The organism is Enterococcus sp. DIV1639a (assembly GCF_050530445.1).
Classification (GTDB): domain Bacteria; phylum Bacillota; class Bacilli; order Lactobacillales; family Enterococcaceae; genus Enterococcus_B; species Enterococcus_B hirae.
On the sequence record NZ_CP172886.1, the window covers coordinates 352,501 to 369,648 of the forward strand.

Consider the following 17,148-nt stretch of genomic DNA (forward strand, 5'->3'; position numbering starts at 1 on the left):
AAACAATCGGAGAGATTCAACGAAAGGAATCGCAGCCTGTTCATTTTTTAGTGTAAAAGAAACCATGCCACTATAACCACTCATTTGTGCTTGCGCAATTTCATGATTTTTATGAGTGACCAAACCAGGATAAAAGACTTGTTCAACTTCAGGACGTCCTTTTAAGAAGTGTGCGACCGCAAAAGCATTTTTTTGATGTTCTGCCATTCGTACACTTAATGTTTTGATTCCTCTTTGAAGTAGCCAGCTGTCTTGTGGCCCTAATACACCGCCAATGGCATTTTGATAATAGCCGATAGCATCCGCTAAGGTTTCATTATTTGTAGTAACCAAACCTGCGACGAGATCACTGTGTCCTCCGAGATATTTTGTCCCGCTGTGTAAGACGATATCTGCCCCTAAGTCAAGTGGTCTCTGGAAATAAGGAGTGGCAAAAGTATTATCAACGATTGTTATCAGTTGGTGTTTTTTTGCTAGTTGACTATTTTTTTGGAGATCAGTGATTTTTAATAACGGGTTACTTGGTGTTTCTAAATAAAGTGCTTTTGTATTGGGTTGAATGGCTTGCTCTACTTGTGCCAAATCACTCGTATCGACAATTGTATATTCCAGACCACTTTTGGTTAGGACTTGATCAAAGAGTCGAAAAGTACCACCATAAACATCATCGCCTAATAAAATGTGGTCTCCTGATTGAAAAAGAGAGAAGACTGCATGAATACCGGCTAAACCAGAGGCAAAAGCAAATCCTTTGATTCCACCTTCCAACTCAGCAATCAATTCTTCAAGGGCAAAACGTGTGGGATTCCCAGAACGAGAATATTCATATTGCTTGGGATTTCCCACGCTATTTTGTCGATAAGTGGATGTTTGATAGATCGGAACACTAACTGCTCCAGTAGTAGGGTCTTCACTGATTCCGCCATGTATTAGTTTTGTTTGAATATGCATTATTTGTTCCTCCTAATTTTTTATATCTGTATTTCGGTCAAAACGACTATTTGTTTTATGAATAGATTCCTTTTGATAAATAACGGTCTGCTTCATCTGGGAAAATAGTTACCACTGAACTTCCTAAAGGTAATCGTTGGACTTCATGTAAGGCTGCCGCAAAAGCAGCGCCGCTAGAACTACCAACTAATAGACCTTGTTGCTTGGCTAGCTGCTTCGTGTAAGCAAAGCCTTCTTGATCAGAAATCGTTTCAAAACCATCTATGGTGATTCCAGAAAGAAATGGTGGGGTAAATTCAACGCCAATTCCCTCGATCTTGTGACTATGAGCAGTACCACCATTCAAAATTGAGCCTTCTGGTTCGACACCAATTAAACGAATGTCTGCATTTTGTTCCTTTAAATATTTAGCGGTGCCCGCAAATGTACCGCCACTACCAATCCCCGCTACAAAGCTAGTGATTGGTTCTGTAAGTTCTTGACTAATTTCCGGTCCGATCGTCTGATAATAGGCCATGGGATTCGCCCAATTCTCAAATTGCATTGGTAGAAAGCTGTGAGGAATGGTTTTCGCTAATTCTTTACTTTTTTCAATCGCACCAACGATGCCCAGTTCACTTGGTGTGTGGATGATTGTTGCGCCTAATGCTTTCATCACTTGTTGTTTTTCCATACTGAATTTTTCAGGAACAACAAAGATTGTTTTGATAGAATAACTTAAAGCAGTTAATGCTAAACCAATTCCAGTATTACCAGCAGTAGGTTCAATAATTGTTGTCTCTTTTGTGATCTGTCCGGTTTGAATCCCTTGTTGGATCAGATAATGACCGAGTCGATCTTTGATACTTCCGCCGGGGTTCAAATACTCTAATTTCGCATAAATAGCTGAATGTTGGGGCATAGGATAATCTTTAGCAGTAAATTTAAAAAACGGGGTGGAGCCAATTGCTTCGGTGATTGTTGTAATGATCATAATTCCCTCCTAAAAAAATAGAATATAAAAAGGAGCTGACTATTAAATCAGCTCCTTGAAAAAATCATGAAATAAGTATTGGAAAACGGAAGAAGGCAATACCAATTTATGAAGGGCTATTAATAGACATGACAAATCGTATGCTGCTTTTATGCACCATACAACAACAAATATTCATTTGTTTTGATTTGCTGTTTGTCATGTGAAGTCCCTCCAAAAATGAATTTCATTAAAAATAGCATGATTAAACGAGAAAGTCAAAGAGTAAAACTTAAAAATAGATAATTCCCTAGTTTTCTAAGCGGTTGTCTGATACAATAAAGTTGATTATGATTAAGTTAAGAAGGAGCAAAAATAATGATCTCAGCAAGTGATTTAAGAGCCGGTATGACATTTGTTCAAGACGGTAAATTAATTAAAGTTTTAGACGCAAGCCACCACAAACCTGGTAAAGGAAACACTGTGATGCGTATGAAACTAAAAGATGTTCGTTCAGGAGCAACATATGACACAACTTTCCGACCAGAAGAAAAGTTTGAAAAAGCACATATTGATACGAAACCAGTACAATATTTATATACAATGGACGACACAGCATTCTTTATGGATCTTGAAACATATGAACAATATGAAATTCCAGTAGAGACTGTAGAAGAAGAAATGAAATATATTTTAGAAAATATGGAAGTAAAAATTCAATTCTTCGGCAGCGAAGTGATTGGTGTTCAACTTCCAACAACGGTTGTTTTGCGTGTTGTTGAAACACAACCTTCAATTAAAGGAGCAACCGTGACTGGTTCTGGTAAACCAGCTACAATGGAAACAGGTTTAGTCGTTAACGTTCCAGACTTCATCGAAACAGATGAACTACTTGAAATCAATACAACAGAAGGCACATACGTAAAACGTGCATCAAAATAATAATAAAGGCTTTTGTTCAAGATCCAGTAGGATACTTGAGCAAAAGCCTTTATTTATAGCTGTTTTTTTAATTTTTCATGGTGGGCATGTGAAAGTCGTTGATACAATGCCGTTTCAAAATCATTGTAACGACAAAAATCAATGACCGCATATTTTGCTGGGTCTAGCTCTGGAGGAATAAGCAAGGGTGAACCAATAATATAAAAATCATACTGTTTCGTGAGTGGCAGATGGGCTTTTTCAATCTCGATAAAAGGAATCTTTTCACCTAGATTAAATATCTCATAAGTGATCAAGTATTCTGAAACGTTGATAAAGCCAACTTTCAATTTATAGTCTTCTTCCAGCTTGGTATAATACGGATAAAGTAAACAAGCTTGGATGAAAGCTAATTCACTACTACAATTTTTTAACCAAAGGAAGTTTTTACGATTCGCAATCTTTTTCCAATAACTTTCGACTTTAGTAGCTAAAATTTGGATCATAGGATATTTCTTTTGGATATACGTAGAAATAAAAAAGGTTGTTAAAGGGATTTTTTGTTTGAATACAGTAAAATTCAACAATGAAAGGTAGATATTCGCATGAAGGGAAGGCTCTTCATGAAAGTTGAAATTACTAATATATTTTTGACAATGCGTTTCAAACTCTTCCAAGACTTTTTTTAAATGGTTGTTCGCCTGCAGATAAGAATGTTCCACGATTGGTAATTGGACATCTGATTTGGAATTTAGAAAAGGCCAATAATAGAACAAATAAAAAAGGGAATTGATTTCTAAAATATCGAGCTTCAAATTAGCAAGTTGAAAGAAATCATAAAAAAATTCAAGATCTGTTCCACTAGGGATAAAAGAAGTGGGAGTTAATTCATAAATATCAGTGAAATGACCCTCTTTAATTCGTAAAAGATTGATTTTACAATGGAGCATAGCTTGCTTCTTGCCGATTGCATATTTATCTTTCAGGTGTTCCGCTTCGTATAACTCAAATAGTGTTTTTAAATCATCGCTAAAATAGAGATCATCTAGACTTTCACCTAATGAAACAAACCAAAAAAAGTTAAAAAACATAATCCGGATCAGTATTTCCGAACCTGTTAGTGTTAAGTTCGTTAAGTTCAAAGTGATATGATAGTCTTTAAAATACTGCGCTAATTTTTTGGTTTGGCGAAAACAAGTGGAACGGCTAATATAGTTGCGTTGACAAAAAGAAGCAAGATCTTCATCTTGCTTCTTGATGATACTAAGCAATAACTGATAAGGGATACTTTGTGTGGTTAAAAAATTTTGATATTGATTGTAATGGATCATTCTTTCACGAATGATCAACTTATTTTTAGCCGTTAATAATTGTTTATTACTTATCTTTGCCAAGTCTTCTTGAATAGAAACAAGGATTTTTTTTAGTTTAACCATACTGATTGTTGTTTCTAAGTTTTCTCTTAGGTTATCGATCAAGTGCTCTCCTGGAGATAACGTTAATAGTTGACCATAAACAGCTAATTTTCCTCGCGAATGATCATCTAACAATAATTGCTCGATCAATAAATCACCATCTTTTCTAATTTAGTATTATTATTATTAACTCATTTTTATCATCTTGTAAATATGTATCTCAGATTTTTATATTTTTTCAGTAATTGTAGAAATGAGAAGAAAGTCAGTGTTTCAAAACCAAGTCTATTCGATCAGTTATTTTGAAAATATAAACTATATCATTATATAAAAATAACAGAACGTTTATAGATATATTTTTTACTTACATATCTTCTATAGATTTAATATAACTAAAAAATCCACTTAAAAATTGAATGAGAATAAAAAGAGAAAAAATAGAGGTTTTTTCTCTTTTTTTATATTATCTAACTGAATTTTAAATAATTTTTAAGGAGGATATCTATGAGAAAGAAACAATTATTCTTTTTGTTAGGGTCTTTAGGAATCATTGTTGTACTCAATTTTTTCTTTCAGAATAGGAAACTTGTCGAAGCAAGTAATGAGGCTACTATGGAAATAATGGCTAATGAATATGGCCAAGTCCAAGCTCATCAATCTGCGGAACAATTGACCGTCGAATTAGGGCTTTCTGAGAATGACCAAGGACATAGATACTTGGTACGGGTTATTGATTCAGAAACAAAAGAAATGCTTCTACCAATTCCAACAACTGAATATACGGAATACCTTAATGAAACTAGTGGAAAATGGCTCACAACTAGCCAATTTTTCAAGCAAGAGTATCACGAGAAGTGGATTTTTGCAGGCATCAAGCAGAATCAGTCAGTTGACGTAGAAGTTTTAGTGGAACAACAAACGGCAGAAAATGAGCAAGGAAAAGCACTCACGCCGATTGTGAAGGAATCATTTAAGTTTCTGGAAAATAATACATTAGAGCAACAAAGTAATAAGGAAACTTCGCTGGAAACAACGGAGCAATCGACTAAATCTAACGAAGCAGACACAAAGGAATCAACAGAAAGAGGAAATGAAGAACAGCAAGCAAAGGAACAAGATCTTGAAGAAGAGAAAAAAGAAGAGGTTGTACGTCCATTTGAATTTCCCGCTCTCTTTTCTGCTGGAAATAATAAACAAATTGTCACACCTATCGTACCAAATTATACCAACGATTCTACCGGGGTCTACCCACAAGCAGCGTGGCAGCCGACAGGAAACAAAACGGTTCTCAATCATCAAGGAAATCAAAATGGTCAGTGGGATGGTGTGACGTCATGGAATGGCGACCCATCTAATCGGTCAAATTCTTATATTGAATACGGGGGAACAGGAGAAGAATCCTCTTATGCTATTCGTAAATATGCACGAGAAACGGCTACACCAGGATTATACGATGTTTTTTTAAATGTACGTGGGAACGTTCAAAAAGAGTTTTCACCTGTAGACGTTGTATTAGTAGTCGATTGGTCAGGCAGTATGAATGAAGACAATCGTTTAGCCGAAGTGAAACGAGGGGTCAATAGTTTTGTAGATACCCTTGACCATAGTGGTATAGCTGAAAAAATCAATCTTGGCTATATTGGTTATTCTAGTGTGGGTTATAACAACGGTTCAATCCCTCTAAGTTCATTCAATTCTGTAAAAAATCAGATTAAAGCGATCACTCCTTCAACGACACAAGGGGGAACCTTTACTCAAAAAGCGTTGAGAGAAGCTGGTGAGATGTTGGCTGAACAAAATAATCATGAAAAAGTGATTGTGTTATTAACGGATGGTGTGCCAACCTACTCCTATCACGTAAACAAAGTGTTTACAGAACAAGATGGTAGTTATTATGGAACTGAATTTAGCGATGTACGAGAAGGAGCCGGAAATACTTCTCTTTTAAGTAGATATTACGATGTTCCAGATCAAAACAATCGAGAGAAGCAAATTCGGAGTACGTTTATAGCGACGATTGGCGAAGCATTAGCGTTGAAAGAACGAGGAATCAAGATCCATGGCTTAGGAATCCAATTGCAATCAGATATTCCAGCTGGCTTATCAAAAGCGGATGTGGAAACAAATATGAAGAAAATGGTATCAACGGATGAATCTGGTCAATTCTATTACGAATCGGCTGATCGTGCCACAGATATTTCTGATTATTTAGCGAAAAAAGCGGTCCATATTGCTGGAACCATCAGTAATGGAAAAGTGATTGATCCGATTGCTCAACCCTTTGTTTACGAAGAAAATACCCTCACGATCAAAGATGTAGGGAAAAATGCTGTCGCAGTAATGCCTACGATTGGTATTTCTGGTTCAACGATCCAAAGCAATCAGCTATATTTAGGGAAAGATCAGGAAATTCAAATCCATTATCAGGTACGAATCCAAACTGAAAGTAAAACGTTTAAACCCGATGTATGGTACCAAATGAATGAAAAAACAACCTTGCAACCGACGGCGGATGCTTCAACAATTGTTGAATTTGGCGTTCCTTCCGCAAAAGCACCAGGCGTAACATTGTCTTTCACAAAAGAATGGGAAGAATATGATCATGATACTAGCCTACGACCAGATCACATCACTTATGAAATAAAACGAACGCCAACAACAGATAAAAATAGTTGGAAAACTGGATTTATCCAGTTAAATAAACCAACTAATGATACCGAGGGAACTTGGAGACGTGAAGACATCAAGTTACTCTCAGCAAGTAATGGCACTGACTATCAAGAAAACATGATGTTGCCAAAATTTAATAACCAAGGACAAGCGTTTAACTATCAAGCAAGTAACGAAATGACCGTTGAAGGCTATGAGGCTGCTAAAGTCAACGATACGACTTGGAAAAATACTAAAAAGTTTACACCATTTGATTTGAACATCACCAAACATTCTTCATCTGGAGCAAAAAATCTTGTAGGAGCAGTTTTCGAATTAACTGGTCAATCTAAAACGATCCGCTTGATCGATAACAAAGATGGCAGTTATCACTTGCCTGCTGATGTTCGATTAATGAAAGGGGAAACCTATACGCTTACAGAGGTACAGGCACCAGACGGACATGAACTTGCTCAAAAAAACACCTGGAAGATTGCGGTATCAGCCGAAGGAAAGGTAACGATCGACGGACAATCCGCAAAAATCGAGGAACAGGCGATTCTTCTAACGATCGAAAATCCTTTCAAAAAAATTCCTTTGGCGATTCACAAATATACGCTTCATGGGTCAGAAAAAGTCCACTTAGCAGGTGCTGCTTTTGAATTACAGAAAAAAGATGCTGCCGATAGTTATCGAACAGTAGCGACAAACGTATCGGAACTAACGGGATTGGCTCATTTTACAGTAGAGGAACCAGGAGAATATCGAATGGTAGAGACGAAAGGGCCCGTTGGCTATGATACGATTGCTGGGAATTATGAATGGACGATTGATCAATATGGCAGGATCAACTATGAACATGAAAATGTTGAGGTAGATCCGCAGTGGACATTACAGCATCAAAACCATCTCAAACCTTTTAATCTTACGGTCTATAAAAAACAAGATAACGGGCAATCATTAAAAGGGGCTAGCTTTAAACTAGAGGGGGAAGGGTCAAGTGTCGAACTACCTCAAGCAGGTGAATCAACGGATACATTTACATTTGAAAACCTTCAACCTGGTTCTTACACGTTAACGGAAACCAAAACACCAGATGGGTATCAAGGATTGAAAAAGCCAGTCTTGATCGTGGTGAAGGAAGATGGAACAGTGACCGTGGATGGGTCCAAACAAGAAAGTGGATTAGTAGCTGGAGACGAAAATAATCAAATTACGTTAACGATTACCAATCAAGTCAAAGTTCCTTTACCTGAGACTGGCGGAATGGGACGTATTTGGTTCTATTTAGCTGGTTTCCTTGCGATAAGCAGCACATGTTTCGTTGCCTTTTTCAAAAAACAAAGAAAGGGCGTGGCGTAATGAAAAAAAGAATCTGGTATATCTTGTTCCTCATTCCGCTGTTGTTGACGATTGGATCGCAAAGAAGTGCGGCTCAACATATTCCGAACCAATCTTCGAATGAGCAGGTACAGATTATCTTGCATAAACTTCTGTTTACGGAAGGGAATTTACCTGATCCACAAAAAAATACGGGTGAAGAGCAAGTATTCTTCCAAGAAGCTCAGGGGCTAAATGAGGTGAGTTTTTCGGTTTATGATGTCACAGCTTCTTTCTATCAATTGAGAGAACAAGGGATCGATGTCACAACAGCACAACAACAATTAGCAAAAAAGGGACAAGAGATCGGAACGTTTGTAACAGAACAAATCACCAAAACCGTTGGTAACGAAGCTGGTATCGCTCAATTTCAATTACCAAAGCAAGATGCACAAGGAAGAGATCAAGTGTATCTTTTTCAAGAAACGAAGACACCAGTAAACGTCAAAGAAAAATCAGCCAATTTAGTTGTGGTACTCCCAATTAATAATGAGCAAGGTCAAGAATTGAAGACGATTCATTTATATCCTAAGAACGAAGAAACGACTCCACTTTCTTTTTTGGAAAAAAAGATCCAAGGAGATTCCAGTGTTTCGTTTGGTGAAATCGTCACTTATACAGTAGATACCATTGTTTCTGACTGTCAAAGCTATCAACTCATTGATGAAGCTGATGATCATTTGTTCTTCTTACCTGATACATGGAAACTCAAAATTGGCGGACAAGAAATACATTCCGGGTATAAGATGGTTTCTCATCAAAATGGCTTTGAATTGACATTGGCCAAAGAGACACTCCAAAAAATGGTTGGACAACCACTTTCGATTACCTATCAGATGCAAGTATCAGCGACAGCAATTCCAGACGAGGAATTGAAGAATAACGTCACGGTCACTACAGAACGTGAGTACCTCCAACGATCAACTGCCATCCGTACGGGAGGAAAGCATTTTTTGAAAATTGATAGTCGAAATCAAAGACCTCTACAAGGCGCTGTATTTCTAGTAAGAAATCAAAGAGGTAAATACCTTCATCAAACGAAGGAAGGCGTTACTTGGCGAATGAGTAGTGAAGGAGCGTATCGACTAACTTCCGACCAATCAGGGAATTTTTCAGTTCGAGGGTTGACCGATGGGAATTATTACCTTGAAGAGATCCAGTCACCGAAAGGTTATATCAAAAGTGAAGAGCTAATTCCTTTTGTAGTTGAAAAAAATTCGTTTCAGCAAAACGGACAACAGGAGGATCCTTTGAAGGTAAAGAATCGTAAAGCAGATTTCGGTTTGCTGCCTAAAACAAATGAAAAAAATAGCCAGTTTTATGTCATCGTTGGGCTAATACTAGTTAGTATCAGTCTGTGGAAATGGAGAAAGAAAGGTGAAAATAAATGAAAAAAGAGTGGAAAGCAATCGACATTTGTTGGGGAATATTATTCGTGTTATCAGCTGTTTTAGGTAGCTGGGTAGGGCAATCGCCTGTCTTTGCAGCTACCGATCAAGAAGTTGCACAAGTGATCTTGCATAAGAAAAAAGCACTTTCTTTACCCAATGTTATTCAAAACAGTGGGAAAGAGATGACAGAGTTTGACCAATATCAAGGTCTAGGAGATGTATCATTTACTGTTTATAATATAACGAATCAATTTTATGAACAACGAAATAATGGTAAATCAGTCGAAGAAGCGCAACAAGCAGTTCAAGAGCTGACTCCTGGAGAACCTATCACGTCGGGAACGACAGATGCACAAGGAAGCGTAACGCTGGAATTGCCAAAATCTCAAAACGGAAAAGATGCGGTTTATGTCATCAAAGAAGAACCGAAAGCAGGAGTAGTCGCAGCTGGCAATATGGTATTGGCTTTTCCTGTTTATGAAATGATCAAACAACCAGACGGCTCTTATCAGTATGGTACAGAAGAATTAGACACGATTCATTTATATCCTAAAAATCTTGTTTCTAATAATGGGGTATTGCAAGTCAAAAAAGTGGGGACAGCCGAAAATGAACCATTGAATGGCGCAGTCTTTAACATTTCAAAAACCGAAGGATCAGTAAAAAAATACCTTCATAGTGTGAAAGACGGTCTTTATACTTGGACAACTGATCAAACCGCTGCTAAATCTTTTTTGACTGGGAAAACGTATCATATCGGAACAGCTGACTTCATTGAAGAAAACAGTGAAAAAGGTCAGATGGAAATTCACGGATTAGAAGTTGGCCACTACCTTTTGGAAGAAGTTAAGGCACCAGATAACGCCGCATTGATTGAGAGTCAAACGAAAACAGCATTTGAAATTACCGAAAATAATCAAACGCCTGTCGAAAAAACGATTAAAAATGATACATCAAAAGTTGAAAAAAGTACGCCAAAATTAAATGGCAAAGATGTAGCAATTGGCGAAATGATCCAGTATGAAATCAAGGTCAATCTTCCCGAAGGAATTGCTGATAAAGAAGGTTCAATGAACAAATACACGAAATTCAATTTAATCGATCAACACGATGCAGCATTGACTTTTCATCATGCAGTCAATGGCGCCAATGGCTATGCACTTTACGATGGAGAAACAACAATCGATCCAAGTCATTATACAGTGATTGAGCAAGAAAATGGCTTTACGGTGGCAGTTGATCCAGCGTATATTCCTTCTTTGACGCCTGGAGGGACATTGAAATTTATTTATTATATGTATTTGAATGACCAAGCAAATCCAACTGCAGGATATCAAAATGAAGCAAATGTAGAAAACGACTATACGAAAGACCAAACACCACCAACTGTTGAAGTAGTTACAGGTGGTAAGCAGTTTATCAAAGTTGATGGAGCGGTTTCAACAAACCAACCGTTAGCAGGTGCTAGCTTTGTCGTTCGAGACCAAGATTCAAGTGAGGCGAACTATTTGTTGATTGATCCTCAAACGAAAGCCGTTAATTGGACGAAAGAGCAAGGAAAAGCGACTGTTTTTACTACTGAAAAAGATGGGTTGATTACCATCATTGGATTAGCTTATGGAACCTACTATTTAGAAGAAATCAAGGCACCAGAAAATTATGTACAGTTGACTAACCGCCTTTCATTTGTAGTCGATGAACAATCTTATCATTTGTCTGGACAAGTCATTTCACCAGAAAAGGTACCAAACAAGCATAAAGGAACATTACCTTCTACAGGTGGCAAAGGGATTTACCTTTACCTAACAATTGGTACAGTCTTATTAATCATGGGAATTGGTTATTTTGTAAAAGTAAAAAAATCCCATCAATAAAAGGAAAAACTAGACAAAAAAGGATGACGATCAATGAGTAACAAAAAGCGGCGATATTTGGATAGTTTCATGACCTTGTTATTCATCACAGGAATCGTAATTTTTATGTATCCTTTTGTTAGTGATCGTATCAATGATTACCTGGATCAGCAAATCATTAGAAAATACCAACAACAAGCACAACAACAAAAGACAGAAGAGTTAGAGAAAATCCAACAAGAATATCTAGAAAAAAATCGAGAACTTGCAAAAAGTAATTCTTCCCCAGGCTCTGACCCATTCGCCGAAGAAGAACCGGAGAAGGTAACACAATCAACGATCCAAAAACATACCATTGGTGTGTTATCAATCCCTAAAATCAATGCGCGACTACCGATTTTTGACCAAACGACTTCTTTTTTTCTGGAAAAAGGTGCCACTTTATTGGCAGGAACTTCTTATCCAGTTGGGGGTGAAAGTACTCATGCCGTTCTTTCCAGTCATCGTGGATTACCCAAAGCCAAACTATTTACGGATTTAGATCAACTAGAGAAAAACGATTTGTTTTTTATCGAAAGTCAGAATGGCAAATTAGCGTATCAAGTGGATCAAATCAAAATTATTGAGCCTACAGATCTTGATGATCTGATGATTGAAAAAGGGCAGGACTTAGTTACATTATTAACGTGTACCCCTTATATGGTCAATAGTCACCGGTTGCTGGTACGAGGACACCGTATTCCCTATGAAGATCAAGACATTGAAAAAGAAGTCAAGAAAATCGATAGCCAAAAAAAACGATCTCTTTTGATTCTTGGATTCGTATTGATTGGATTGCTAGTGGTCGGGATAGTGTGTTTCATTTGCTATTTTAAACATTAAGTTTTAATATAGTTTTGAAAACTAGATGTAAAAGTCTTATAAACAGTATATAATAGGTTTATGAGAAGAAGGCATCAATGATTGGAGGAAATACAAAAATGGAAGTAGAATTTAGTCGGAAGTATCAAATAGTGAATGAAGTGTTGAATGCCGTCACCCATGGAATTGCAGCGTTTTTAAGTCTCATTTGTTTTGACTTGCTGATGGAACAAGCTCATTCAACCCTCGATTATGTTGCGTTTATCATTTATGGCAGTTCGCTGTTTTTGCTTTTTTTCAGTTCTACGTTGTTCCATAGCTTGATTTTTACAAAAGCAAAAAAAGTGTTTCAAATATTCGATCATTGTTCGATCTATTTACTGATTGCCGGGACCTATACGCCTTTTTGCCTGTTAATCGTTCAGGGACTTTCTGGTGTACTATTACTTAGTGTAATCTGGGCAACAGCAGTTATCGGGATCATTTACAAGTGTTTGACTTTAGCGAAAGCCAGTCAGGTTTCTAAAGTATCAACGATTATTTATAATGTGATGGGCTGGGGAATCGTGATTGTTTTACCAAAACTTTATCAAAACATCAATTTGACCGGTTTACTTTTATTGGTCGCTGGTGGGTTAGCTTACTCGATCGGCTCAATTTTTTATAGCATGAAAAGTAAGAGATTCACACATGTTATTTGGCACTTATTTGTGATGTTAGGTGCATCATTGATGTTTTTAGCCGTTTACTTTGGGTATGTGGTTTAAATAAAATCAATTTAAGAATGAATTTTCTGATGAACAAAGGAATAGCTCTCATTTTTACAACGAAGGATTAAATTAAAAAATACGTTTGGTTTCGATGGAATGATCGCAACCAAACGTATTTTTATTTGATGGAGCAGTTGCTTTCACTAGATTGTATGATTGAAATAGTGAGATTTATGAGCATATCCATTGTTTTTTAATCTTTTATTCGCTAGTTTTGTATTTATACAAAAAAATGTATGAATGCACTTTTTTTATTAAATTTATGAATATAGTAGACAATCACTGAGAATTTGTTTAATATTATTCAAATAAAATTCAAATCTTAATGAGAGAAATTTTAAAAAACATTGCGGAAAAGAGGTAGTCTCGAATGTCAGAATTAATGATCGGTGAAATTCCTGTTAGTCAATTAGTAAAACAATATCAAACACCCCTTTATGTTTACGACGAGAAGCAAATGGTGGAGAACATCAAGGCATTTAAACAAGGATTTCAATCAGATCATTTTAAGACAAAGATTTTATATGCATCAAAAGCATTTCAGACCGTCGCCATGTTAAAACTGATTCAATCACAAGGATTAGGTTTAGATGTAGTTAGTGGTGGTGAGATTTATACAGCTGTGTGTGCTGACTTTCCAATGGAAGAGGTCTATTTTCATGGAAACAATAAAACACCTGCGGAAATCCGTTATGCTATCGAAAATGGACTTGTTCATTTTGTAGCGGATAATCTCATGGAAGTTGAATTGTTAGTCGCACTTAGCCAAGAATATCAAAAAGAACTCCAAGTAATGATCCGGTTGAATGTAGGGATCGAAGCACATACGCATGAATATGTCGTTACCGCTCATATTGATTCAAAATTTGGTCTACTCTATGAAAGCGAAGAGTGTCAAAAAGCGATCCAATTTATTCAGGATAGTGAATTTTTACAATTAGAAGGCTTTCATGCCCATATTGGTTCGCAGATTTTTGAACTATCGGCATGGATAGCAGAAATCCATAAACTGATTGGTTATCTTAAAGATTTTGATGAAGTACTTTCGCTAAATCTTGGGGGAGGATTCGGTATTCGTTATACCGAAAGTGATCAGCCATTGCCCATTGAAGAATCTGTTCGAGAATTAGTACGTTTTACGGAAGAAGCTTTAAAAAAACAAGGATTAGTAATCAATGAATTGTTGATCGAACCCGGAAGAAGTATCGTTGGGGAAGCAGGAACGACGCTTTATACGGTAGGATTTATTAAGCAAACGCCAAATAAAAAATATTATTTTGTCGATGGGGGAATGACCGATAATATCCGTCCAGCACTCTATCAAGCGAGCTATCAATGTGATCTGGCAACCAAATTAAGGGAAAAGAAAACCGAAAAAGTCACGATCGCTGGGAAAATGTGTGAGTCAGGTGATGTGGTTATTCAAGAAGCTCTTTTGCCTATCGCTGAACCCGGAGATATATTAGCGGTATATGCCACAGGCGCTTATGGTTATTCAATGAGTAGCAACTATAACCGAGCTTTGACGCCTGCTGTGGTATTCGTCAACGGTGAAACTGCTCGATTAGTGGTACGTAGGCAAGAATATGAGGATTTATTGCGAGGTGAAGTTCAATGATCCTGCATAAATATAATGGTTGCGGCAATGATTTTATCTTAATGGACTATGAAGAAGGAATCGATTATCACCAATTAGCCAGCAAATGGTGTGGACAGGATCGATTTGATACAGATGGGTTGATTGTCGTTCGAGAGCAACCTTTAACGATGCTTTATTTCAATAAAGATGGCAGTCAGGCGCCGATGTGTGGGAATGGGATTCGTTGTTTTGCTCGGCATGTATGGGATAAAGCTATGGTAGAAACTTCACCTTTCGACGTACACACATTAGCGGGTGTGATTTCCATTGAAATTTTGACAGAAGACCCTTTTTATTGTACCGCTCAGATGGGACAACCCGATTATTCGACAGAAAAGTTAGCGGTCAATCAAACAGAACCCATCGTGGATCAAATAGTACGTATTGGACAAGTGGATGTCCAGCTAACTAGTTTGTTTATGGGCACGATCCATACCGTTGTTTTTGTAGAGGATGCAAAAGCGCAACAAATGAAAGCGTTAGGGGAACAGATTTGTCACCATCCATTATTCTCAGAAAAAACCAATGTTAATTTTGTCCAACGAGTCAATGAACAGGAACTGATCGTACGCACGTATGAACGTGGCGTTGGTTGGACATTGGCTTGTGGTACTGGCTGTTGTGCGGCTTATGTCGTAGCTAGAGATCATGGATACTTAGCAAGTGCTAAGGCCATGATCCACTTAGAGCAAGGAGAGTTAATGATTACTGGGGAGACACAAATACAAATGACGGGACCAGCTGTTCATGAATGGTCACAAAAGGAGATGTCGTATGATTAAAGGTTCGATCGTTGCATTGATTACACCGATGGATGCGCTTGGCGAAATTGACTATCAAGGATTAGAGAAACTAATTGAGTTTCATCTTTCAGAAGGTACAGATGGCCTGTTAGTGTTAGGAACAACTGGGGAATCTTCGACGTTAACGCCAGAAGAAGAAGAGGAGATTCTACGTTTTACAGTAGCAAAAGTAAATAAAAGAATCCCAGTCATCGCAGGCGCAGGAACAAACGATACGAAAAAAACAATTGAAAGAGTCCAACGTTTAGCAGCGATTGGGGCGGATCAATTGTTAGTGATCACGCCTTATTATAATAAGACAAGTGATGCAGGTTTGTTGGCGCATTTTACTGCAATTGCTGACCAATCACCACGACCGATCATTTTATACAATGTACCATCTAGAACTGGAATGACGATTCCAATCCCAGTCCTGGAAAAATTAGCGACACATCCACAAATCAGCGGGATCAAAGAAGCATCAGGTGATCTGGCTTATGTGATGGCAGTTGGTCGTCTTTTGACAGACTCGTTTGTCCTTTATAGTGGCAACGATGATGCTATTTTGCCGATATTAAGTGTGGGTGGAACTGGGGTTATCAGTGTTTGGGCCAATATACAGCCTAGATTAGTCCATGAATTAGTCGCAACGTTTGAGCAAGGGAATCTTCGACGAGCGCAACAAATCCAATTAACTGCCTTACCATTGATCCATGCCTTGTTTAGTGAAACAAATCCGATCCCAATAAAAGCCGCAATGGAGATGATGGCTCTTCCTTCAGGTGTGTTACGGCTACCACTTGTTCCTCTGTCTGAGGACAAGCGAGGAGTATTACAGGAATTATTACCTATGAAAGGACGAGAACAGGTATGAAAATTGGTGTAGTCGGACATGGACGAATGGGTAAAAAAATCCAAGAAGTCATTGAATCTTATGAGCATGAAGTCGTTTTTCCAAAGGTCTCCCTTAAAGAAGCGACTGCTTTATCTTTTCCGAGTAATATCTCACTCCTTATTGATTTTTCTCACGCAGATAATTTGGAAAAAGTGCTAGATTATGGAGCAGCACACCAACTTCCAGTCGTGATCGGAACGACTGGCTATAGTGAGGAACAATTCCAGGCAATCGAAGCGTTTGGGCAACGTTTCCCCATTTTATACAGTGCGAACTTTTCTTTAGGGATTTTTGTCATGAATCAATTAGTGAAGCAGGCTGCTGAATTATTGAAAACATGGCAAATCGAATTGATTGAAAAACATCATGACCAAAAAAAAGATGCGCCTTCTGGAACGGCTCAATCACTACTCGCTAGTATGCAAGAAGTCCGTAAACTATCGCCTGTTTTCCAATGGAAAGATCAACCTAGAAAAACCGATGAAATCGGAGTACACAGTTTACGTATTGGTTCTGTACCTGGAGAGCACGAAGTTTTATTTGCATCTACGGATGAAGTATTACAAATCAAACATGAATCGTTTTCCAATCAGATTTTTGCAGAAGGAGCAGTAAGTGCAGCTTTTTGGTTAAGCAATCAACCAGCTGGATACTATCAATTAGCAGATACTTTAGATGGATAAAGGAGA

Annotated in this window: 13 protein-coding genes (1 of these 13 only partly in view); 10 read left to right on the forward strand and 3 right to left on the reverse strand. The window is 37.6% G+C overall.

The window, feature by feature from the left end:
• Positions 1 to 951, reverse strand: partial view of a cystathionine gamma-synthase gene (locus tag IGJ32_RS01615; RefSeq protein ID WP_053765858.1) — the 5' portion only. Its footprint begins 198 nt before the window's first position; the window shows 951 of its 1,149 coding nt (coding positions 1–951); its start codon is at positions 949 to 951; its stop codon lies beyond the left edge, outside the window.
• Positions 952 to 1,006: 55 nt separating this feature from the next.
• On the reverse strand, positions 1,007 to 1,924 hold the full coding sequence (locus tag IGJ32_RS01620) for a PLP-dependent cysteine synthase family protein (RefSeq protein WP_342081675.1): 918 nt from the start codon (positions 1,922 to 1,924) through the stop codon (positions 1,007 to 1,009).
• A 357-nt stretch (positions 1,925 to 2,281) separates the two neighbouring features.
• On the opposite strand from IGJ32_RS01620, the gene efp reads away from it, so the two are divergent.
• Positions 2,282 to 2,845, forward strand: a complete 564-nt coding sequence (gene efp / locus IGJ32_RS01625; protein WP_010720208.1) for an elongation factor P — start codon at positions 2,282 to 2,284, stop codon at positions 2,843 to 2,845.
• 53 nt (positions 2,846 to 2,898) lie between these two features.
• On the opposite strand, the gene IGJ32_RS01630 is transcribed toward efp, so the two are convergent.
• A complete protein-coding gene (locus IGJ32_RS01630; protein WP_342081674.1) occupies positions 2,899 to 4,389 on the reverse strand; it encodes a helix-turn-helix domain-containing protein in 1,491 nt (496 codons plus the stop codon).
• A 354-nt stretch (positions 4,390 to 4,743) separates the two neighbouring features.
• Between IGJ32_RS01630 and IGJ32_RS01635 the strand changes: the two genes are divergently transcribed.
• The 9 genes from IGJ32_RS01635 (at position 4,744) to dapB (ending at position 17,142) form a co-directional block, all read left to right on the forward strand.
• Positions 4,744 to 8,250, forward strand: a complete 3,507-nt coding sequence (locus IGJ32_RS01635; RefSeq protein WP_342081673.1) for a SpaA isopeptide-forming pilin-related protein — start codon at positions 4,744 to 4,746, stop codon at positions 8,248 to 8,250.
• Positions 8,250 to 9,659 (forward strand): SpaH/EbpB family LPXTG-anchored major pilin, encoded by a 1,410-nt coding sequence (locus IGJ32_RS01640; RefSeq protein WP_342081672.1) that lies wholly within the window; start codon positions 8,250 to 8,252, stop codon positions 9,657 to 9,659. The genes IGJ32_RS01635 and IGJ32_RS01640 overlap by 1 nt, the downstream gene beginning before the upstream one ends.
• Positions 9,656 to 11,533, forward strand: a complete 1,878-nt coding sequence (locus IGJ32_RS01645; protein WP_342081671.1) for a SpaH/EbpB family LPXTG-anchored major pilin — start codon at positions 9,656 to 9,658, stop codon at positions 11,531 to 11,533. The genes IGJ32_RS01640 and IGJ32_RS01645 overlap by 4 nt, the downstream gene beginning before the upstream one ends.
• A 33-nt stretch (positions 11,534 to 11,566) precedes the next feature.
• Positions 11,567 to 12,394, forward strand: a complete 828-nt coding sequence (locus IGJ32_RS01650) for a class C sortase (protein WP_342081670.1) — start codon at positions 11,567 to 11,569, stop codon at positions 12,392 to 12,394.
• A 98-nt stretch (positions 12,395 to 12,492) separates the two neighbouring features.
• The gene (gene trhA, locus IGJ32_RS01655; RefSeq protein ID WP_025480259.1) at positions 12,493 to 13,140 is read left to right on the forward strand and encodes a PAQR family membrane homeostasis protein TrhA; all 648 of its coding nucleotides are present in this window, start codon (positions 12,493 to 12,495) and stop codon (positions 13,138 to 13,140) included.
• A gap of 373 nt (positions 13,141 to 13,513) precedes the next feature.
• Positions 13,514 to 14,761, forward strand: a complete 1,248-nt coding sequence (lysA, locus tag IGJ32_RS01660) for a diaminopimelate decarboxylase (RefSeq protein WP_063626509.1) — start codon at positions 13,514 to 13,516, stop codon at positions 14,759 to 14,761.
• Positions 14,758 to 15,564: a diaminopimelate epimerase gene (gene dapF / locus IGJ32_RS01665; protein WP_178306214.1), complete on the forward strand. Its 807-nt coding sequence runs from the start codon at positions 14,758 to 14,760 to the stop codon at positions 15,562 to 15,564. The genes lysA and dapF overlap by 4 nt, the downstream gene beginning before the upstream one ends.
• Entirely contained in the window at positions 15,557 to 16,438 is an 882-nt protein-coding gene (dapA, locus tag IGJ32_RS01670; protein WP_178306213.1) for a 4-hydroxy-tetrahydrodipicolinate synthase, read from the forward strand. Before dapF ends, dapA begins: the two co-directional genes overlap by 8 nt.
• The gene (dapB, locus tag IGJ32_RS01675) at positions 16,435 to 17,142 is read left to right on the forward strand and encodes a 4-hydroxy-tetrahydrodipicolinate reductase (RefSeq protein WP_373169198.1); all 708 of its coding nucleotides are present in this window, start codon (positions 16,435 to 16,437) and stop codon (positions 17,140 to 17,142) included. The genes dapA and dapB overlap by 4 nt, the downstream gene beginning before the upstream one ends.
• Positions 17,143 to 17,148: the final 6 nt, after the last annotated feature.